A 20,119-nucleotide genomic window follows, 5' to 3' on the forward strand; every position below is an offset into this window, starting at 1 on the left:
CCTGGGCACACGCCCGAGAGGTTCACAGATGCCCCACCACGGCTCCCCCGCCCCCTCCCCTCACGACGCGGACTGGTGGCGGCAGGCCGTCGTCTACCAGGTCTACCCTCGCAGTTTCGCCGATTCCGACGGCGACGGCATCGGGGACATCCCCGGCGTCACCTCCCGTCTGCCCTACCTCGCGGACCTCGGTGTGGACGCCGTCTGGCTGAGCCCGTTCTACCCCTCGCAGCTCGCCGACGGCGGCTACGACGTCGCCGACTACCGCGACGTCGACCCCCGGCTCGGCACCCTCGACGACTTCGACGCGATGGTCGCCGCAGCCGACCGGCTCGGCCTGAAGATCATGGTCGACATCGTCCCCAACCACTCCTCCGACCAGCACGTCTGGTTCCAGGAGGCGCTCGCGGCCGCGCCCGGCTCGGCCGCCCGCGAGCGCTATGTCTTCCGCGACGGCCGGGGGGGCGGTGAACTGCCGCCCACCGACTGGCCGTCCAGCTTCGGCGGCCCCGCCTGGACCCGGGTGCCGGACGGACAGTGGTACCTGCACCTCTACGCCCCCCAGCAGCCCGACTTCGACTGGGACAACCCCGAGGTCCGCGAGGACTTCCACGACACCCTGCGGTTCTGGTCGGACCGGGGCGTCGCCGGTTTCCGCGTCGACGTCGCCCACGGGCTCGCCAAGGACCTGCGAGCGCCGCTGCGTGACCTCGGCGAGCAGCGGAGCTACCAGCCCGACGCCCTGCCGGTCGACGGCAGCCATCCGCTGTGGGACCGCGACGCGGTGCACGAGATCTACCGCGGCTGGCGGCAGGTCTTCGACGCGTACGACCCGCCGCGCTTCGCCGTGGCCGAGGCCTGGGTGCGTGCCTCGCGGCGTACGGCCTACGCCTCCGCGACCGGGCTGGGGCAGGCGTTCAACTTCGATTTCCTCGGCGCGCGGCTCGACGCCGCCGGGATGCACGCCACCATCGACAGCGCGCTCGCCGACGCCCGCCGCGCGGGGGCGACCAGTACCTGGGTGCTGTCCAACCACGACGTGGTGCGTCACGTCTCGCGCTACGCCCTGCCCGGCGACTCCACCAAGCACGACATCGAGGCGTGGCTGCTCACCGACGGCCGGGAACCGGTCCCGGACCTGCCTGCGGGTGTGCGCAAGGCGCGTGCCGCGGCGCTGCTGATGCTGGCGCTGCCCGGGTCCGCGTACGTCTATCAGGGCGAGGAGTTGGGGCTGCCCGAGGTCGCCGACCTGGACCACGCGGACCTGCGGGACCCGATGTGGGTCCGCAGCGGCGGACGTGTCAAGGGCCGCGACGGCTGCCGAGTGCCGCTGCCGTGGGCCCGCGAGGGCGCGAGCTTCGGGTTCGGCCCCGGGGGGTCATGGCTGCCGCAACCCGCCGACTGGGGCCGGTACGCGGCGGATGTGCAGAGCCGTGACAAGGAATCCTTCCTGGAGCTGTACCGCGGGGCTCTGCGGCTGCGCCGCACGCTGGTCGCGGACGAGGGGCTGGAGTGGATCGGCTCGCGGGAGCGGACGCGTCGGGGACTGCTGCACTTCGCCCGCGCCGGCGGCTGGCACACCGTCAGCAACCTCTCCGACGGGCCCGTCCCGCTGCCGCAGGGTGAGGTGCTTCTCGCCTCCGGCCCGCTGACCGGTGACGAGCTCCCGCCGTGGACCACCGCCTGGCTGCGCACCGGTTCCGCGTCCGACCGCTGAGAAGCGACGTTCGGCCCCTCGCATCGCGAGACCGGCCGGAGGTGCCGTCCGGGCCGGACGTCGGAGGAGCGTGCGGCCGGACGGCGGCGGTCACCGCGGGGCCCGCCGGCTCACGGACGGGCCCCGCGGCGCCAGCGCTCGGGGTCGATCCGGCCCGCGTACAGGGGGAGCTCGAGCGGCGGCTGGTCGTCCGCGAAGGGGTCCCACACCCGGGTGAGGCCCGCGGTTCCCCGCAGGCGCACCCTGCGGGCCTCGGCGAGGTCGAGCACGTCCGTCAGGACCTCTTCCGGGCCGGGCCCGGCCTCGGCGCGCGTGTGCCCCTCGGGGTCCACGACGAGGCTGCGCCCGACGCCGTCCGGCGCCGCCGCGTTGAGGCTGGCCATGAACACCTGGTTCACGATCGCGTTGGCCTGCGCGAGCACGACTTCCTGGGCTCGGTCGACGGTGGGCGTGCGCACCAGGTTCAGTACGAGGTCGGCGCCCTGCCACGCCAGGTGGCGGGTGATCTCGGGGAACCAGGCGTCGTAGCAGATCGTCAGGCCCACGCGTCCGTGGTCTCCCATGTCGAAGACCACGAAGCTGCTGCCGGACGCCGTGGTCTCGTAGGGCCGCCACGGGAAGATCTTGCGGTACTCCGCGACCCGTTCGCCCGCGGGCGAGTACACGGGGGCCGTGTTGTAGATCCGGCCGTCCGCACCCTGCTCGTAGACGCTGCCGGGCACGAACCAGATGTTCAGTTCGCGTGCGAGGGCGGCCAGCCGGGTGCCCCGCGGTCCGTCCAGCGGCTGGGCCGCCGCGGTCATGACCGTCTCGGGGTCCTCCCCGGGCCGGTGGCCGCACAGGTGCAGTTCCGGATACGCGAGCAGCCGGACACCGGGGTGCGCCGCGGTGACGCGGCGTACGTCCGCGGCGAACGCGTCCACATCGTCGGCGGCGTGGTGCCGTGCGGCCGTCTGGACGAGGCCGATCGACAAGGGGGTCGTCATCGCTGGGGTGGCCTTCCGCACTCGGTGGCGTCCGGGGTGGGTGCGGTCGAGCCAATCATCGTGCCGTCCACGGGACAAGATCCCTTCTTCCAGCGGCATCCACAGGAAAACCCAGGGGCCGCGCCGGGAGGTGCCCGCCCGGTCCCCGTCCCGAAACACCGTGGTAGAACGAGGGTCACCGCGTCCGCGACGCGGATCACCGACTCGACAGGACACAGGCAACGTATGACCCTCAACCAGCTGAGGGCCTTCGTCGAGGCGGAACGGCTCGGGTCGTTCACCGCAGCGGCGCAGGCCGTGGGCATCGCCCAGGCGTCGGCCTCCGAACTGGTGCGCCGTCTCGAGACGGAGCTGGACGCCGAGCTGTTCGCGCGCGGCAGCCGCACCCTGACCCTGACCTCGGCCGGTCAGGAACTGCTGCCGTACGCCCAGCAGGCGGTGGAGGCCGCCGAGAGCGGGACCCGGGCGGTGCGCTCCCTGGGCTCGCTGGGCGGGGGGACCGCCACGTTCGGCGTGCTCCGCAACGCGGACTACTACCTCCTGTCCAACCTCGTACAGATGTTCCACACCCGATATCCGTCCGTCCGGGTCCGGCTCGTGGGGCAGAACTCGGCCGAGACCGCGGCGGCCGTGGCGTCGGGACGGATCGAGGCGGGCCTGGTCGTCCTGCCGATCGACGACGAGGGGCTGACGGTGACCCCGCTGCTGCGCGACGAGGTGTTCTTCGTCAGCGCGAACGAGGAACGAACCCGCACGCCGGTGACGATGGAGGACTTCGCCCGGGCGCCCCTGGTCCTCTACGACGCCCATTACGGGTGGCAGGACCCCACCCGGCGGCAGCTCGCGGAGCGGGCCCAGTTCGCCGGGGTCGGTATCGATCCGTTGATCGAGCTGGAACATGTCGAGGCCGCACTGGGCCTTGTGGCCGCCGGGGTGGGCGACACGATCGCCAGCCGGGCGGTGGTCGTCGGCCCGGCGTTTCCCGCGGGGCTGCGCACCGTCCCGTTCGCGGACCCGCTGTACGACACCATCGCCCTGGTCAAACGGCGGGGGCATCCGCTGTCGCGGGCCACGAGGGAGCTCGCCCGGATCGCCGAGGACACCTTGCGCGAAATCCGCACCGATCTCGGCCTCTGACCGCCAGGCGTGCGGGGCGGAAGCGGACACATTCCTGATGGACAGGGAAACCCTGTGGTTCCGACAGGAATGGGCCCTCTGGTCCTGTGGCAGCGAGACGCCTAGCGTCCTCGCCATGCAGATCACGCACGACGAAGCACAGGCCCTCCCCCCGTTCCAGTGGCTCAAGAAGCCGTCCGTGGACGGTCCCCCCGCCCAGCGCGACCCCGCTGTGGTCGAGCGGGTCTCGCAGATGCTGAAGGAGATCGAGCGCAAGGGCATGGACGCGGTGCGCGCCTACGCCCAGGAGCTGGACGGCTGGTCCGGCGCCCTGGAGATCGAGGCCGCCGAGCTGAAGAAGTCGGGGGACGCCCTGCCCCCGGACGTCCGCACCGCACTGGAGATGGGCTACGAGCGCACCCACCGGTTCGCCGCCGCGCAGCGCGGGCACCTGACGGACTTCGAGACCGAGGTCGCTCCCGGTGTCATCGGCGGCCAGCGCTACGTTCCCGTCTCCCGCGTCGGCGCATACCTGCCCGCCGGCCGTTTTCCCCTGCTCGCCAGCGCCTTCATGACGGTGAACGTGGCGAAGACGGCCGGGGTGCCGACGGTGCTGGCGTGCACTCCCCCGTCGGGGGAGCACGGCGCCCACCCCGCCGTGCTGTACGGCGCCTACCTGTCGCGCGCCGACCGGGTGTTCGCGCTCGGTGGTGTCCAGGCGCTCGGAGCGATGGCCTTCGGTCTGCTCGGCGAGGCCCCGGTCGACATGCTGGTCGGCGCGGGCAACGCGTACGTCACCGAGGCGAAGCGGCAGCTGTTCGGCCGGGTCGGCATCGACCTGCTGGCCGGTCCCTCCGAGGTCGCCGTCATCGCCGACGACAGCGCCGACCCGGTGTGGGTCGCGGCGGACCTGCTGGGTCAGGCCGAGCACGGCCCCAATTCCCCCGCCGCCCTGATCACCACGTCCGAGAAGCAGGGGCGCGCCGTGATCACGGAGATGGAGCGCCAGCTGGAGTCCCTGGCCACCCGGGACATCGCGGGCCCGGCGTGGCGCGACTTCGGTTCCGTCATCGTGGTGGACGACCGGGCCGGCGCCGTCGCCGTGGCCGACGTGATCGCTCCCGAACACCTGGAGATCCAGACCGAGGACGACGACTACTACCTGGAGAACCTGTCCAACTACGGCTCGCTGTTCATCGGGTCCTGGTCGACGGTCGCCTACTCCGACAAGGGCATCGCCGGCACCAACCACGTCCTGCCCACGGGCAAGACCGCCCGCTACAACGCGGGGCTCTCCGTCTCCCGGTTCCTGAAGCCGCTGACGTACCAGCGTGCTTCGAAGGAGGGGACCGCGTCCCTGGCACCCGCCGTCGAGCGCATCTCGGCGTTCGAGGGGCTGGCGGCCCACGGCGCTACGGCGACGCTCCGCATCGACCGGATCGGACGGACGTCCGGCGCGTTCGACGACATTCCGGCCGCTCTGCGCGACCAGCTCTGACCCCTCGTGTGCCGCCGCGCCGCGTGCGGCGGCACGCGTTCGCCGGTACGCCCGGCACACCACGCCCCTGCCGGCTCGTCCCGGGCACACCGGCCCGTCTGATGGCCCGCAGGGGAGGACGGCCGAGGTCAGGGTGCGGAAATCTCCCTATCCCAACCCTTACACGGTCGCCTTCATCGCCGGGGTGCCGCTGCTCTGCCGGGCCACCGGGCCGGGCCACCGGCTGGAACTGAGGCTCTCACCGGGTCTCGCCGCGGTGCTCGTCGGCGTGGGCGTTCCGCGGCGGCGGCCGGCAGGCCGCGGGGCTGCCCCGGCGTTCTCGCCCCGGGACACGGAGCGGACGGCTCCCGGGCCGTGACGGATCAGCGGGCGTGGGCGTGGGTGGCGCGGGGGACGAACTCGGTCGGCAGGACCAGGCGCTCTCCCGCCGGGTCGACGTCCTTGGCGATCCGCCGGACCAGCAGGCGCGCCGCCTGGCGCGACAGCTCCCGCAGGTCGTGCCGGACGGTGGTGAGCCGGAACACCTCCCAGGCGGCCATCGGGAGGTCGTCGAAGCCGATGACGGTGAGGTCGTCGGGAACCTTGACACCGGCCGCGAGGGCCGCATTCAGGACACCGATGGCGACGACGTCGTTGCCGCAGAACACCGCCGTGGGTGCCTCGTCCGCCTCGAGCAGGGCGGGCAGCGCCCGGTAGCCGGTGTCGTACTCGAACGCTCCGCGCACCACCCGGTCCTCCGGCAGTCCCACGCCCGCCTCGGCGAGAGCCAGCCGGAAGCCCATTTCGCGCTCGCGCCCCGTGGTGGTGTTGGCCGCGCCGAAGACACCGGCGATGCGCCGGTGCCCGAGGGCCACGAGTTCCCGGGCGACGAGCCGCCCGCCACCCTCGTTGTCGACGACGGAGGCGAAGTCGCCGGCCCGGCCGGTGTCGCGGTTGAGGAAGACGTAGGGCATGCCGCGGCGCTCGAGCTGGGCGGGCAGGCGGGAGTCGGTGGTGGCCGTCGCGAGGACGACGCCGTCCATCGACTGGTCCAGCAGCCTCTCCTCGGCGACCGCCTCGTCGGACCGCTCCGTGATCAGCATCATGCGGTAGCCGAGGCTGCTCAGTTCGTCGTGGAGCGGGGCGACGACGTGCGGGTAGAACGGGTTCGTCAGGTCGGTGACGATGACGCCGACCCGTCGTGTGGCACGCGTCGAGAGGGTGCGTCCGGCCTCGCTCGGCACGTAGTTCAGCGCCCGGGCGGCGCGCCTGACCTTCTCCCGGGTGGCCTCGGACACGCGGGGGTCGTCGCGCAACGCGCGGGAGACCGTGGGCTGCGAGACACCGGCCAGTCTGGCCACGTCGTGACTGGTGATCCCCACGGCTCTCTCCTCGTCGCCACCGGCGCCACCCGGTGGCGCACCCCACCTCAGTATACGTATGCCGAAATACGGTCGTCGGACCGCGCGGATCGCCCCCGCTCCGCCCTGTGACATCCGACTCGCCCACTGCGACCTTGACCATCCCTCTTGACATCCCCCCATTCGGAGCTTGTCATGGAATACATACGTATTCATAAGTGAGGAGCAATCATGTCCGATGCCGTCGTCACCCCCAGCGAGCTGGCCCGCCGTACGGTGCGCCGCAGCGACTTCGTCTCCTGCAACCAGGCCTTCATCGACTGCCGTACGCCCGGTTCGGATCGCAAGGAGAACTACGCGATGATCGGGCCGGGCGTCTCGCAGGCCGCCGACCAGCACGTCAACCTCCGGCTGCCGCACGGCTACAACATCGGCGCCGCCGCCATGCCGCACGGCATCACCAACAACCTGCACCTCCACTACACGGCCGAGGTGTTCATCTGCACCGAGGGCGAGTACCAGCTGCGCTGGGGTGCCGACGGCACCGAGGGCGAGCTCACGCTCAGGGCCGGTGACATCGCCTCCATCCCGACCTGGATCTTCCGCGGATTCACCAACACGGGGCCTGACGACGGCTGGCTGTTCACCGTGCTGGGCATGGACGACACCGGCGGCATCATCTGGGGCCCGTCGGTTCTGCGGGAGGCGCAGAAGCACGGCCTGTACCTCACCGCCGACAACGAGCTCATCGACACCGTCGCCGGCGACACCGTGCCGCCGGAGTCCGATCTCGTCAGCCTCTTGGCCCAGGAGCACATCGACCGTTTGCGGCACTACACCCCCGGGGAGATGAGGCGCCGCATCGCCGCCGCGGACGAGCTGGTCTTCTCCGAGCACCCCTTCCTCGACAGCACCCTGCCCGGCGGCGGCGCCCGTCTGAGCTGCGTCATCGGCTACGGCATGACCGAGGACCCGCACCAGGAGCCCCGTGTGTTCAATCCGCACGGGCACAACGCCGCCTGGCTCCGCGCCGACCCCGGGCAGGGCGTCTCGGCACACCGTCAGCACGAGAACCAGACCCTGATAGTGAAGGACGGTCTGTGGGAGATCACCCTCAACCGCACCGACACCGTCTCGGTGCGTCTCGGCCCCCGCGACATGCTCTCCGTCCCGCAGGACGCCTGGCGCACCGTACGCAACGTCGGTGACGAGCGGGGCGACCTCCTCGTGGTCAACTCCGGTGACGGACGGGTCCGGCTGGAGTGGGACGACGAGGTTCTCAAGAGCGCGGCGGACGCGGGCCTGGGCATCGACCACAACGGGTACGTCGCCCCGTACGCGTTGCTGCCCCGCTCCGCACGCTCCTGGTGACCGGCGTGCCGAACGAGGACACGGCCGGTCCGCTGCCGCTCGTCCTCGTGCCCGGGATGCTCTGCGACGCGAACCTGTGGCGCGACGTCGGCTTTCCCGAAGGCCACGAGGTCCACCACGTCCCTCTGTGGCGAGCAGACATCGGGGCGCTCGCCGAGGACGTGCTCGCCGCGGTTCCGGGCCCGTTCGTGCTCGTCGGGCTCAGTCTCGGGGCCATCGTCGGCTTCGAGGCGCTGCGCCGGGCACCCGGGCGCATCGCGGGCCTGTGCGTGATGGCGACCAACGCGGGCGCGCCGCGCCCCGAGCAGTACGTGGCCTGGCGGGCGATGGACGAGCTGATCACGGCCGGCCGGTTCGGGGACGTCGTCGAGCAGACGCTGCCGGACATGTTCCCCGACCGGTGCCCCACGCCCGAGGCCGCGCGGCGCTACCGCGCCATGGCGCACGCCGTGGGTGCCACCGCCGCCCGCGCCCAGCTCGCCGCGCAGGCGACCCGCACGGACGCGGCCGACGTACTGCGGACGGCTCGCTGCCCCACCGTCGTCCTGGCGGGAGCGCGGGACACACTGTGCCCGCCCGCCTTCCACCGGGCGATCGCGGACTCGGTCCCCGGAGCCGTCCTGACGCTGCTGCCCGGCGCAGGGCACCTGCTGCCGTGGCAGCAGCCCGAGGCGGTGACGGCCGCGCTGCGCGAACTGGTCGCGGCCACCACCGGCACGACACCTGCGAGCGCCACGTCCGCCGCCCCCTGAACGCCCCCGATTCCATCTCCCTTGCCCCTTCATCCGCAGTGGAAGAGAGCCGTCATGCCCCGACACCTCAAGTCCCCCGTGCCCGCCGCGCACGTGACCGCGGCCCGGGCGGATGTCGCCGAGCGCGTCCGCGTCATCCTCGACGACATCCGCGAGCGCGGCGACGACGCGGTCCGCCAGTACTCCGAGAAGTTCGACAACTGGAGCCCCGAGTCGTTCCGCCTGACTCCCGACGAGATCCGGCGGATCGTCTCCCAGGTGCCCGGCACGGTCCTGGACGACATCCGCTTCGTGCAGCAGCAGGTCCGCACCTTCGCCCAGGCCCAGCGTGACGCGCTGGGTGACGTCGAGATCGAGACGCTGCCCGGCGTCCACCTCGGCCACCGGCACGTCCCCGTGTCCGGCGCCGGCGCGTACGTGCCCGGCGGCCGCTACCCGCTGACCGCGTCGGCCCACATGACGATCGTGACCGCCAAGGTGGCGGGTGTCCCCCGCGTCGCCGCCTGCACCCCGCCCATCCGGGGCGAGATCCCCGCCGCGACGGTCTCGGCGATGCACCTCGCGGGCGCCGACGAGATCTACCTGCTGGGCGGCGTCCAGGCCGTCGCGGCGCTGGCCGTGGGAACCGGGACCATCGGGCGCGTCCCGATGCTCGCGGGCCCGGGCAACGCGTACGTGGCGGAGGCCAAGCGGCAGCTGTTCGGCGAGGTCGGCATCGACCTGTTCGCCGGGCCGACCGAGATCCTGGTGATCGCCGACGAGCACGCGGACCCGTTCGTGGTGGCCGTCGACCTGCTGTCGCAGGCGGAGCACGGCCCGGACTCCCCCGCCGTGCTGGTCACCACGTCCGAGGAGCTGGGCCGCGAGGTCGAGCGGCACATCGAGCGTCTGCTGCCCGGCATGCCCACCCGGGACTTCGCCGCACCGGCCTGGCGCGACCACGGCGAGATCGTGGTGGCCGACACCCTCGACGAGGCCTTCCGGATCGCCGACTCCTACGCCAGCGAGCACGTGGAGGTGCTGACCGAGAACCCGCGCCAGGCGCTGGACAAGATGCGGGACTACGGTGCGCTCTTCCTCGGCGAGGGCACCTGCGTCTCCTACGGCGACAAGGTCATCGGCACCAACCACGTCCTGCCGACCCGTGGCGCCGCGCGCTACACCGGTGGCCTGTGGGTCGGCAAGTACCTCAAGACGGTGACGTACCAGGAGGTCACCGACACCGCGTCCTCCGCGCTGCTCGGCGAGGTGTGCGGCCGGGCCGCGCGCGTCGAGCTCTTCGAGGGCCACGCCCGCTCCGGTGACGTCCGCGCCGCCAAGTACGGCAAGGGCACCATGCCGTGGAACGAGGAGGGCGTGGCATGAGCGGCCGCACCGCACCGCTGGCCGGCCGCACCGCGCTCGTCACCGGGGGAGGCAGCGGCCTCGGCCGGGCCATCACCAGGTCTCTGCTCGCCGACGGGGCCCGATTGGTGATCACGGGCCGCGACGAGACCACGCTGAAACAGACCGCGTCACGGCTCGGCCCACAGGTCTCGCACCGCGTCTGCGACGTCTCCCGCCCCGACGACGTGGACGAGCTCGCCCGGAGTCTGGCCGGTGAGGAGATATCGATCCTGGTCAACAACGCCGGGATCGCCGGCCCGGTGGCCCCGCTGACCGAGATCACCCCGCAGGACTGGGACGAGGTCTTCGAGGTGAACGTGCGCGGGGTGTTCCTGATGTGCCGGGCCTTCCTGCCTGCCATGACCGGGCGCGGCGCGGGCGACATCGTCAACATCGCCTCGGTGTCGGGCAAGCGCCCGCTGCTGCGACGCACCCCGTACTGCGCGTCGAAGATGGCGGTCATCGGCCTCACAGCCACTTTGGCCGGCGAGGTCGGACCGCTGGGCGTCACGGTCAACTCCCTGTCCCCCGGACCTGTTGCGGGGCCACGCATGGAGCGCAACTTCCGGCTGGAGGCGGAGCGCACGGGCAGCACCTACGCACAGGCCGAGCAGGCGTTCGTCACACGCTCCGCCCTGGAGCGGATGGTCACCGAGGACGAGGTGGGCGAGGCCGTCAGCGCGATGCTGCGCATGCGTGGGCTGTGCGGGGCCGACATCGACCTCTCCGCGGGGATGGTGGCACGGTGACGGGGCGGAGCACACCGCACCGCAGCCTCAAACAGCGTCTGGCGGACGGCGAGCAGTTGCGGGGTGCCCTGCTGCGGCTCCCCTCGGAGACGCTGGTGGAGATGGCGGGGGTCGCGGGACTGGACTATGTCGTCATCGACTGCGAGCACGGGCCGGCCGACACGGCGCTGCTCCAGCACCACCTCACGGCCGCGGCGGCGCACGGGATCGACGTCCTGGTGCGCGTGGGTTCGGCCGAGCCGACGTTCGCGCTGCGCTGCCTCGATCTGGGCGCCGCCGGGCTGATCCACCCGCACGTGGACAGCCGCGAGGACGCCCGGCGGGCGGTGGCCGCCAGCCACTACCCGCCGTGGGGGGAACGGGGTTTCGCCACCTACAGCAGAGCGGGCCGATTCGGCACGGTCACGGCGGCCGACCATGTGGCCGCCTCCCGTGAAACCCTGGTCGTGACGATGATCGAGACGCGGCGCGCCTGCGACGACGCCGAGGCCATCGCCGGCACCGACGGGGTGGACGCGGTCCTGGTGGGGCCCGCCGATCTGGCCGCGGACTGCGGCTTCCCGGAGCCCGGCGTCATCGACGGGCTGATCGCCCGGGCACACGACGCGGCGCGGGCCAACAAACGCGCGGTGATGACGATCGTGCCGAGCCTCGACGCCGCCCGGGCCGCCGAGCGCCAGGGCTTCCAGCTGATCGTCTCCAACATGGCCCACGTGCTCATGGACACCCTGCGCTCCCTGGCCGCGCCCGGGGGGACGAGCGCGGCCGAAGACACCGTCTGACGGCCGGGAGCGGGGCCCCCTTCGTCGGCGGGCCCGCCGACGAAGGCGTCGTGCACCGCCTCGTGCACCCCTGCGTGTGGCGGCGCCGAGCTCTCGGCTGCCGCGTTCCGGGTCTGTCGCATCCAGCCGCGACAGACCCTTGACGCCCCCACAACCGGATCCTTAGTGTTCACGACCAGTTCATACGTATGCACGCTCCCATCCCCATCCCCGTCGCAGCCCCCCCTCCCCACGCGATCGGAGAAGCCATGTCCGCCGCAGCGCCACCCGGCCAAGCCGTCAGCTCTCCCCAGGTCGACCTGAACAAGCGGAAGGCGATACGCAGAGCCATCGCGTACAACAGCTCCTTCTCCATCTTCATGGGCATCACGCCGTTCGTCGCGACGCTGCTGGTCAGTACCTTCGACACCATCTACGCCGTCTGGGCCTACCTGGCGGTGGGCGCCCTCCTGGCCCTGGTCGTCGTGAGCGCCTTCATGACGGAGACGTACCGGAGCCACCTAGGCGCGGACAAGTTCGCCCGCTGACACGGCGGGAAACCCGATCCGGACGACCCGGCAGGCGGCCTTCCCCGCTACCCTCCCGACCATCCAGTTACATACGCATTCACCTCACTACCGGAACGGAACCACCATGCCTTTGGACCCCGTCGCGTACCTCCCCTACAAGGACCCGGACGACTTCATCCGCGAGGTGACCGACCGCATCTGGGTCGACCGCGACATCGCCTACATCGTCGACAACTACGAGCCCGACTCGATCGTGCACACCAGTCTCGGCACCGTCGTCGGCCGTGACGGTGTCATCGAAGGCAGCACCATCCGCATGGGCAGCACGCCGGGCCACATCGGCCAGGCGGAGGACGTGGTGTGGGAGGCGCGCAGCGACGACGCCTTCCTCAGCTCCCACCTGGTCTTCTCCGCCGACGAGCACCTCGTGGACGGCCGCCTCGTCCGCATCCGCAAGCGCACCGTGGCCAACTGTCTGTACCGACGCGGCCGGATGGTCGAGGAGTGGGTGGTGCGCGACGATCTGGCCGACTGCCTGCAGAGCGGCCTGGACCCGGCCGGGGCGGCCCGCGAGCTGACCTTCCAGGGGTACAGCGGCTCCATGCTCGAGGAGCCGCCGAACGACGTGCTGCTGGCCGGGGTCAGCGGTACGCGTCCGGACGAGTTCCGCCCCGAGTGCGAGATGGTGCTCGAGTTCATCGAGGAGGTGTGGACGCAGCGCCGGCTGAACAAGGTCAAGGACTTCATGGATCGCGACCTGTTCCTGCACACGATCGGCGACCACACCGTCATCCGCCCCGAGCGCTACCAGAGCGACCTCCTCACCATGGTCGGGCCCTTCCCCGACGCGCGGTTCGCCGTCCGCGACATCCAGGCGAACCACTCCCCGCGGTACGCGGGCCTGCGCGTGGCCGTCCTGTGGACCATGCACGGCACCTACCGCGGCATCCCGGCCTTCGGCCCCCTCACCGGGCGGCCGGTCACGGTGCTCGGCGTCTCGCAGTTCCTGATCCAGGAGGGCCGCATCGTGAAGGAGGTCCGCGTCTACGACGAGATCTCGCTGCGCGCGCAGATCAACGCGGGGCGCGGGGACGGCCCCGAGGTCGCGGCCAACATCTACTGAGCTTCACCGACGCGGGCGGGCCCGCCCGCGTCGGTGCCCGCGCGACCGGGTGCCGGGCGTCGGCGGGTATCCCGGCAGCCCTCCCCAACGGCATCCGCTCCGCCGCTACGAGCGCCGCCTCGCCGGCTTGCGGATCGCCACCGCCGCTACCAGCGCCGCCGGCCATTCCGCTACGGACAACGGCCGGGAAACGGCATTGTCACGTTGTTGGGTGTGGGGTGTCTGACGGTGTGCCGGAGCGTGGTGGAGTTGGGTACCGGCCATGTGCTCACGGCGCGGTGGGCAGGCCGGCGACGCCGGTGATCCGCTCCCAGATCGCGAAGCGGACAGTCGTCTCGGCTCGATGGCCGGATGCGGGGATCAGATGGCGGCTGGGGCGGAAGTGGGACGAGATGCCGCTGAACGCGGACAGAACTCCGGGGCCGGCAGCGGGTCTGGAATCTGGTCCATGGACCAATCATCGGTCCTCAGGCCAACAGCTCGGGCCTGGTTTCCGCCTTCCTGCTTGCCCAAGGCTTGTCGCAGGCAGGATCCCTCAGGCGCCAGAGGGGCCCAGCCCACTCGTTTCCGAACACAGTGAGGCACTCGATGAGCAGCACACCCGTGAACAACGACGGCCGCCGTCGTTCTCTGCGCTCCCTCGCCCGTACGGCGGGCCACGGCATCGTCCGCGGCGCCACCGTCCCCTCCCCCTGGGCGCGAGCTCAATGGGACGGATCATCTGGCGGATCCAGCAGCACTGACCCGGCACAGCACTCGATGACCCCGTCGCTCGCTGCCCTATTGGCCTCGGCCCCGGCCCCGGCCAACAGGAACCCCCAGAACTGGCACGACGCACTTCGAGAGCCGGAAGTGGACCGGGCGCGACGCTCCCGCCGGCGGGTCGTCGAACCGGTCGGACACCCCGGAGCACAGAGAGACCCCGGGCCGCAGATGTTCGGGGTCTCGTGCTGAGCGGTACATGGTCCACCTGACGCCCGCCGTCCCGCGGGAACTGGACGACCACAAGCGCGCCGGCCGCAACCCCGATATCCGGGAGGCGGCGAAGAAAGCCGACCGCCGCCTGAAGGGACCGCGGACCAACCGTCAATTTTTTCGCGGAACGTCGACATGGAGGCGGATGGTCGTGCCCTGGTCTCGGGTGGAGCGGATTTCGACCAGGTCGCAGAGCTGATGGGCAAGCCAGAGGCCGCGGCCGCCGATCTGCTCGGTGGTGGGGCGGGTGCGGCCGGCCATCACGTCGGCGATGTAGCCGGCGTCGCGGAACTCGCACAGGAACGTCGCGTCCTGGGCCCAGGTGCGCAGGGTCCCACGGCCCCCGCCGTGCCGGATGCTGTTCGTGGCGATCTCTGTGACGGCGACGGCCAGCTTGCGCTGCTGGTCGTCCGGGACGCCCGCGTCCGATGCGCACTGGGCGACCTTCGAGCGGATCGCGGTCAGGTCACCGTGTGTGTAGCTCAGCTCCTGGAAGGGATCGCACGGGGGGGTCAGCGCCTCGAAGGGATACTCCTCGGCGGTGAGGTAGCCCTCGTTGCGAACGTAGTGGCCGTCCTGGCGGATCAGCGGGTGGCAGCGGGACAAGGACTGCAGGGCGCTCTGGTCCTCGTCGGCGTCGTCGTAGGGGCACAGCATCGACCAGGCGGAGCTGCGGGCGAAGGCCCGGTTCAAGAGCCACTCGTGATAGCGCAGCTCAGAAAGGTGCGCGGCGTTGCGGGCCTCGCGCCAGGCCGTCTCTCCGATGCCGCGTACCGGCCTGTCACCCTCACCATGCTCGTTCATCCAGTCCACCCAGGCGCCGACGAGCCGGCCGGGGTTGGGTCCGAGCGTCGTGGTGTCGACGAAAGTGACGGCGGGCTCGTCGGCGAGTTCGCCGCGCAGGAGTGACGCCTTGTCCGGGGGGACGGCGACGACTACGGCCTCGTCGCCGTCCAAGGCCTCGTGGATGTAACCCAGTGTTCCGGACAGGAATTGCGCGTCCCCGCGATAGGGGTAGAGCTCGTGGCGGAACGAGGGTCGGGCCTGGCCGGACGGATACGAGGGCGAGATCGCGGTCATGCGGCCATCACCACCGGCATGCTGGCGGTCGCGTAGCCGGCGAGTTCCCAGCACAGGCGTACGGTCTCGTTGGCGCCTTCCACGACGATCCGGCGGTCCGGCAGGTGACGGGCGGCGTCAACGAGCGCGTGCATGCCTGCGGCGTCGATCATGTCCAGAGCGTCGAAGCGCATCTTCACTTTGGGTGAGCGCCGAATCGCTGCGCGTACCGCGGCGTTGAAGACGTCCGCGCACTCTGAGTCGATCACTCCGTCAACACTCCAGCTGTCGGTGCCCGTGCTGTACATCCGGAAAGCCGGACGTTCAGCGCGTATGCCCATCTCGTGCGGGTGCACACATGCCACATTTTCCAGCGTAGGCGTGTCCCACTGCGAGGGCCTGAAAGCGCACACCACGATGGCGTTGCTCTCCGAGGCGAACTCATCGAGCTTCAGCTCCTGGGCCACCAGTTCCTCGGTCCCGCTGGGCGCTGCCGCAGGCACCCGCTCGGTGAGTACGCGCACCGACCGGTAGCCCTCCCTGGCTGCGGTACGCGCTTCCCGGCGCACCGCAGCCAGGACAGAGTCGGGGTCCGCAACGCGTGGAAAGTCGAGAATCACCGAGGCCGATGGCACATCATCACGGGCAAGGCCGGAGGCGGCGCCGGCGGAGCCGACCACCACGATCTTGTCGCCGTACAGAGCGCCGTCAGCCACATAGGCGAGCACGTCTGCGGGGGAGGCGGCGGCTGAGTCCGCATACCAGCAGATGTGGTCACCGAGCTCGACGTTGTCGAACGTAGCCAACGTCCGCGCCGCTCTCACCTGGTCCCCTTTCCGATCTTCCAACCCGTCCTGGGATACAGAGAGTACTGGGCCAGCCGGGAGATCGTTAAGCCGAATGGAGATCGACCAGGTGAGCGTGCGCCGGCAGGAGGACCTGCCGCCCGCGTGTCAGCCGGGGCAACCGCTCAGCGGTCTGCTCCAGGCCACGCGGGCGAAGATGCACGGCTTCGGCCAGCGGGAGCACCGGTCGAGGGCACGAACGAGCGGCGTGGTCTTGAAGCGCGGACACCTCTGCGGCACGGGGCTTTGCGCGCTTCGTGAAGGATGCGGCGCGCCTCCCGCCAGGAGTGAGCCTGCCTGCACGCTGAAGGGGGAAGGCCGAGAGGCAGGAGATCGAGCCGGCACAGGAGGCGCCCACGGTCACCAACGTCGCCGACCTCATGTCGGTCCTGCAAGGCGGCATCGACAAGGCGTCGCCGCAAGAAGAACGCCGTCTGAACCCGGCATCCGTGCCACACCCCATGGCATGGACCCTGCCGGAGCCGATGCTCACGATCTCCGTCAACAGCCCGGACCTTCCCCTGCTGCACGCCGCCGAGCCCAAGTGGGACGGATTCCGGGCCCTGGTCTCCGTAGACGCGGGCCAGGTGGTGCTGCGCTCGAGGCGCGGCACCGAGATCGGGCCTGCGTTCCCGGAGGCGACGGCCGGGGCCGAGCAGCTGCCGGATGCGACCGCGTCGGCCGGCGAGCTGGTCGTGTGGGAGGAGGACCGACTCGTTTTCGAGCGGCTGCAGAACCGGCTGCAGCGGCGTGGTACCGGGGCGGCCCCTGCTGCGGCTGTCTGGGACTGGACATCGGTCGGACTGGAGGGGTTACGAGCGAGGCCGATCGCCGGCACGGTCACCGGCTCCCTGGCCGATCCCCGCACGTTGCTGATCGGCAGGTTCGACGACGGCCGCCGTCGTTCTCTGCGCTCCCTCACCCGTACGGCGGGCCACGGCATCGTCCGCGGCGCCGCCGTCACCCTGGGCGCGAGCTCAATGGGACGGATCATCCGGCGGATCCAGCAGCACTGACCCGGCACAGCACTCGATGATCCCGTCGCTCGCTGCCCTGTTGGCCTCGGCCCCGGCCGAGGCCGAGGCCAACAGGAGCCCCAGAACTGGCACGACGCACTTCGAGAGCCGGAAGTGGACCGGGCGCGACGCTCCCGCCGGCGGGTCGTCGAACCGGTCGGACACCCCGGAGCACAGAGAGACCCCGGGCCGCAGATTAGACCGTGGCCTATGTGGGGCTGGCTCGTTGGGCTCGTCATGGGGCGGGGTACATGGAGTTGGATTGTTCCGGACGGGCTGTGGGAGATCGCTGAGCCGCTGATCCCACCGTCGAGGGTGCGGCCGCAGGGCGGCGGGACGCAGGACACGCCTGATGAGACGCTGTTCGCGGCGATCATCTACGTGCTGGTGTCCGGCTGCGCCTGGCGGGCGTTGCCGCCGTGCTTCGGGATCTCGAAGTCGACGGCCCACCGCCGGTTCCTGATCTGGTCGAGAGCCGGTGTCTGGGGCCGGCTGCACGAGGAGGTCCTGCACCGCCTGGACGATGCCGGCCTGCTCGACCTGTCCCGGGCCGTCCTCGACTCCGCGCACGTGAGGGCTAAAAAGGGGGCGAACTCACAGGTCCGAGCCCCGTGGGCCGGGGCAAGCCGGATTCCAGGATGCACGTCCTGTCGGACGCGAACGGACTGCCCCTTCTCGTCGGCCTCTCCGCGGCGAACACCCACGACAGCTCCACGCCGAGCGGGCGGAATACTTCCGGCGCGTGCAGGCGGGATACAGCAACAAGGAAGCCTCCGAGCTGGTCGGCGTGAACGAGCGACCCGGCCGTGAGTGACGCAAGACCCACCGCCAGGCCCAGCAGCGGCAGAAAAGATTCTTCCAGTCGATGGTGATGATCAGCGAGCATCCCGCCGATGCCGCCGACAGGGCTGCCCCGGCACTGGGAGGGCGATCTGATCGTCGGCAAGGACAACGGCTCCGCCATCGGCACACTGGTCGAACGCAGCACCCGCTACGTGATGCTCGTCCACCTGTCCAGCGGGCGCAGTGCCGAGGATGTCCGAGACGCCCTCCAGGTAACCGTGCAGACACTGCCGCCGCACCTGAAGCGGTCCCTGACCCGGGACCAGGGATCCGAGATGGTCACCCACCGCGACTTCACCGTCGCCACCGACATCCCGGTCTACTTCCGCGACCCGGCGAGCCCTCGGCAGCGTGGCTCGAACGAGAACACGAACGGGCTGCTGCGGCAGTACTTCCCCAAGGGCACCGGCCTGTCCGTCCACACCCACGAGCATCTGGACGCCGTCGCTGCCGAACTCAACGGCCGCCCACGCAAGAGGCTCGGTTGGGAAACCCCAGCCGAGCGCCTGTCTAAACTGCTCGCGGCCTGATCAACCGACCATGTGTTGCGATGACCACTGGGATCCGCCCTGACATCCGCGGTCGGTGTGCATGACGGCCCCGGCGAGGCTGCCGCGGGTGCGTTCGGCAGCGGCCAGGGCGTCGGTGACGAGGCCGGTGCGCGTGTGGTCCGCGATCGCCCAGCCTGCCAGGCGGCGCGAGGCGAGATGCTCCATCTTGCCTGCCGTGCCAGATTCGAGAACGACCCGACCGCGTCCCGGCTGCTGGCCAATGGGCAGAGCCTGACGGTGAGCCGGCTGCTCGCTCACGGCGGTCGGCGCGTCACCGCCGCCGGCCCACTGGTCGTGTTGTCCGCATGTACCTCGGCCCTCACCGCGGACGACTTCGACGAGTCGCTCACCCTGTCCACGGCCTTCCTGACAGCCGGGGCGGCCGCCGTGGTCGTATCCCCGTGGACGGTGAACGACGAGAGCACCCCCGCCCTGATGGAGGAGTTCCACCGGCTTATGAGCAGGGGCGGACTCTCCCCTGCCGAGGCCCTGGCAAAGGCACAAGCCTATACGGCCGCCGCGGAGGGCGGGTCCGGGTCCCCTTACTACTGGGCGGCCTTCTCACATCAGGGCCGGTGAGCTGGAGCCTGATTGGCGTGCCGTGCTCGACGGGCGGACCCTTGAAGGAACCGTGGAGGAAGGAGGGCCGATGGGACGGTATGTGCGCGCGGACGGACTGGACATCTGGACCGAGCAGGTCGGCACCGGGCCGGACGTCCTGCTGGTCGGAGGGCTCGGTGACACCGTCGAGTCCTGGCAGTTTCAGCTCGACGGGCTGGCCGACCGCTACCGGCTGACCGCCTTCGACAACCGGGGAGCGGGCCGGACCGCCATGCCCGAGGGCCCTGTCTCGGTCGAAGCGATGGCCGACGACGCCGCCGCGCTGCTGCGGGCACTGGACATCCCGTCCGCCCACGTCGCCGGCTTCTCCGGCGGCAGCGTCATCAGCCAGGAGCTGGCTCTTCGCCACCCCCGGCTGGTGCGCAGCCTGGTCCTTCAGAGCACCTGGTCGGTGCCGGATGCCTACCTGCGCCGGTGGGGCTTGTTCGTCCGCTGGCTGGTCGAGACCGCCCCCGGCGAACGCACCTTCCTCGAGGGCTTCTTCCTGGACATCTACACGGCCCGGGCGCACAACGACGGCACGGTCGACCGGTTCATCGATGACGCGCTCGCCTTCCCGCACAAGCAGACGACCGAGAACCTGAAGCGTTTCCTCGATGCCGTCCTCGACCACGACACGACGAACCGTCTGCCGGACATCGACGTGCCGACACTGGTACTCGCCGGCGGCCGTGATTCCACCAGCCGCCCCGAACTCTGCCGCGCCGTCGCCGACGCGATCCCCGGCGCCCGGTTCGCGGTCATGGAGGAGGAAGCGCACCAGCCCTTCCAGGAGATCCCCGACGAATGGAACGCCCTCGTCGACGCGTTCTGGCGGGAGACGGAGACCCGCACCGCATGACTACGAGAAGCTCAGAGCCTGACCTAGCTCAGGAATCGG

Annotated in this window: 17 protein-coding genes and 4 pseudogenes; 15 read left to right on the forward strand and 6 right to left on the reverse strand. The window is 71.0% G+C overall.

Annotation, left to right across the window (positions count from 1 at the left end):
- The first annotated feature begins 28 nt into the window (after positions 1-28).
- The gene (locus tag ACFWVE_RS02865; protein ID WP_384007604.1) at positions 29-1,717 is read left to right on the forward strand and encodes a glycoside hydrolase family 13 protein; all 1,689 of its coding nucleotides are present in this window, start codon (positions 29-31) and stop codon (positions 1,715-1,717) included.
- Between the two features lie 110 nt (positions 1,718-1,827).
- Here the strand turns inward: ACFWVE_RS02865 and ACFWVE_RS02870 are convergent, their stop codons facing one another.
- A complete protein-coding gene (locus tag ACFWVE_RS02870; protein WP_384007606.1) occupies positions 1,828-2,703 on the reverse strand; it encodes a carbon-nitrogen hydrolase family protein in 876 nt (291 codons plus the stop codon).
- A 225-nt stretch (positions 2,704-2,928) separates the two neighbouring features.
- Between ACFWVE_RS02870 and ACFWVE_RS02875 the strand changes: the two genes are divergently transcribed.
- Together ACFWVE_RS02875 and hisD (ACFWVE_RS02880) are read left to right on the forward strand one after the other, a co-directional pair.
- On the forward strand, positions 2,929-3,840 hold the full coding sequence (locus ACFWVE_RS02875; protein WP_384007608.1) for a LysR family transcriptional regulator: 912 nt from the start codon (positions 2,929-2,931) through the stop codon (positions 3,838-3,840).
- Between the two features lie 115 nt (positions 3,841-3,955).
- A complete protein-coding gene (hisD, locus tag ACFWVE_RS02880; protein WP_384007610.1) occupies positions 3,956-5,317 on the forward strand; it encodes a histidinol dehydrogenase in 1,362 nt (453 codons plus the stop codon).
- A 362-nt stretch (positions 5,318-5,679) separates the two neighbouring features.
- Here hisD (ACFWVE_RS02880) and ACFWVE_RS02885 read toward each other — a convergent pair whose 3' ends face one another.
- On the reverse strand, positions 5,680-6,678 hold the full coding sequence (locus ACFWVE_RS02885; protein ID WP_384007612.1) for a LacI family DNA-binding transcriptional regulator: 999 nt from the start codon (positions 6,676-6,678) through the stop codon (positions 5,680-5,682).
- A gap of 210 nt (positions 6,679-6,888) precedes the next feature.
- Between ACFWVE_RS02885 and ACFWVE_RS02890 the strand changes: the two genes are divergently transcribed.
- The 7 genes from ACFWVE_RS02890 (at position 6,889) to ACFWVE_RS02920 (ending at position 13,329) form a co-directional block, all read left to right on the forward strand.
- A complete protein-coding gene (locus ACFWVE_RS02890; RefSeq protein ID WP_384007614.1) occupies positions 6,889-8,028 on the forward strand; it encodes a cupin domain-containing protein in 1,140 nt (379 codons plus the stop codon).
- A gap of 5 nt (positions 8,029-8,033) precedes the next feature.
- Positions 8,034-8,780: an alpha/beta fold hydrolase gene (locus ACFWVE_RS02895; protein WP_384007615.1), complete on the forward strand. Its 747-nt coding sequence runs from the start codon at positions 8,034-8,036 to the stop codon at positions 8,778-8,780.
- 54 nt (positions 8,781-8,834) lie between these two features.
- Entirely contained in the window at positions 8,835-10,145 is a 1,311-nt protein-coding gene (gene hisD / locus ACFWVE_RS02900) for a histidinol dehydrogenase (protein WP_384007617.1), read from the forward strand.
- Positions 10,142-10,915, forward strand: coding sequence for an SDR family NAD(P)-dependent oxidoreductase (locus ACFWVE_RS02905; protein WP_384007619.1), 774 nt, complete (start codon positions 10,142-10,144; stop codon positions 10,913-10,915). The genes hisD (ACFWVE_RS02900) and ACFWVE_RS02905 overlap by 4 nt, the downstream gene beginning before the upstream one ends.
- The gene (locus ACFWVE_RS02910) at positions 10,912-11,697 is read left to right on the forward strand and encodes an HpcH/HpaI aldolase/citrate lyase family protein (RefSeq protein WP_384007621.1); all 786 of its coding nucleotides are present in this window, start codon (positions 10,912-10,914) and stop codon (positions 11,695-11,697) included. The genes ACFWVE_RS02905 and ACFWVE_RS02910 overlap by 4 nt, the downstream gene beginning before the upstream one ends.
- 248 nt (positions 11,698-11,945) lie before the next feature.
- Positions 11,946-12,224: a hypothetical protein gene (locus tag ACFWVE_RS02915; protein ID WP_384007623.1), complete on the forward strand. Its 279-nt coding sequence runs from the start codon at positions 11,946-11,948 to the stop codon at positions 12,222-12,224.
- A gap of 106 nt (positions 12,225-12,330) precedes the next feature.
- Positions 12,331-13,329, forward strand: a complete 999-nt coding sequence (locus ACFWVE_RS02920; protein WP_384007625.1) for an ester cyclase — start codon at positions 12,331-12,333, stop codon at positions 13,327-13,329.
- A gap of 268 nt (positions 13,330-13,597) precedes the next feature.
- Here ACFWVE_RS02920 and ACFWVE_RS02925 read toward each other — a convergent pair.
- The 3 genes and pseudogenes from ACFWVE_RS02925 to ACFWVE_RS02935 form a co-directional block, all read right to left on the reverse strand.
- A pseudogene (locus ACFWVE_RS02925) lies at positions 13,598-13,741 on the reverse strand (IS6 family transposase); the annotation flags it as partial.
- A 674-nt stretch (positions 13,742-14,415) separates the two neighbouring features.
- The gene (locus ACFWVE_RS02930) at positions 14,416-15,384 is read right to left on the reverse strand and encodes an anti-sigma factor RsbA family regulatory protein (RefSeq protein ID WP_384007627.1); all 969 of its coding nucleotides are present in this window, start codon (positions 15,382-15,384) and stop codon (positions 14,416-14,418) included.
- A complete protein-coding gene (locus ACFWVE_RS02935; RefSeq protein ID WP_384007629.1) occupies positions 15,381-16,169 on the reverse strand; it encodes an MEDS domain-containing protein in 789 nt (262 codons plus the stop codon). Before ACFWVE_RS02935 ends, ACFWVE_RS02930 begins: the two co-directional genes overlap by 4 nt.
- A gap of 419 nt (positions 16,170-16,588) precedes the next feature.
- Here ACFWVE_RS02935 and ACFWVE_RS02940 point away from each other — a divergent pair, with 419 nt between their 5' ends.
- From ACFWVE_RS02940 to ACFWVE_RS02950, 3 genes and pseudogenes are all read left to right on the forward strand, one after another.
- Positions 16,589-17,224, forward strand: coding sequence for a hypothetical protein (locus ACFWVE_RS02940; RefSeq protein WP_384007630.1), 636 nt, complete (start codon positions 16,589-16,591; stop codon positions 17,222-17,224).
- Positions 17,225-17,461: 237 nt separating this feature from the next.
- Positions 17,462-17,934 (forward strand): annotated as a pseudogene (locus ACFWVE_RS02945) (IS5 family transposase); the annotation flags it as partial.
- Between the two features lie 104 nt (positions 17,935-18,038).
- Positions 18,039-18,597, forward strand: a pseudogene (locus ACFWVE_RS02950) (IS30 family transposase); the annotation flags it as partial.
- Between the two features lie 45 nt (positions 18,598-18,642).
- Here the strand turns inward: ACFWVE_RS02950 and ACFWVE_RS02955 are convergent.
- Positions 18,643-18,768 (reverse strand): annotated as a pseudogene (locus tag ACFWVE_RS02955) (IS3 family transposase); the annotation flags it as partial.
- A 6-nt stretch (positions 18,769-18,774) separates the two neighbouring features.
- On the opposite strand from ACFWVE_RS02955, the gene ACFWVE_RS02960 reads away from it, so the two are divergent.
- On the forward strand, positions 18,775-19,197 hold the full coding sequence (locus tag ACFWVE_RS02960; RefSeq protein ID WP_384007632.1) for a CHAT domain-containing protein: 423 nt from the start codon (positions 18,775-18,777) through the stop codon (positions 19,195-19,197).
- A 70-nt stretch (positions 19,198-19,267) separates the two neighbouring features.
- Complete coding sequence (locus tag ACFWVE_RS02965; protein WP_384007634.1) at positions 19,268-20,080, forward strand: alpha/beta fold hydrolase; 813 nt, start codon at positions 19,268-19,270, stop codon at positions 20,078-20,080.
- Positions 20,081-20,119 lie beyond the last annotated feature (39 nt).

Source organism: Streptomyces sp. NPDC058632, assembly GCF_042717095.1.
Classification (GTDB): domain Bacteria; phylum Actinomycetota; class Actinomycetes; order Streptomycetales; family Streptomycetaceae; genus Streptomyces.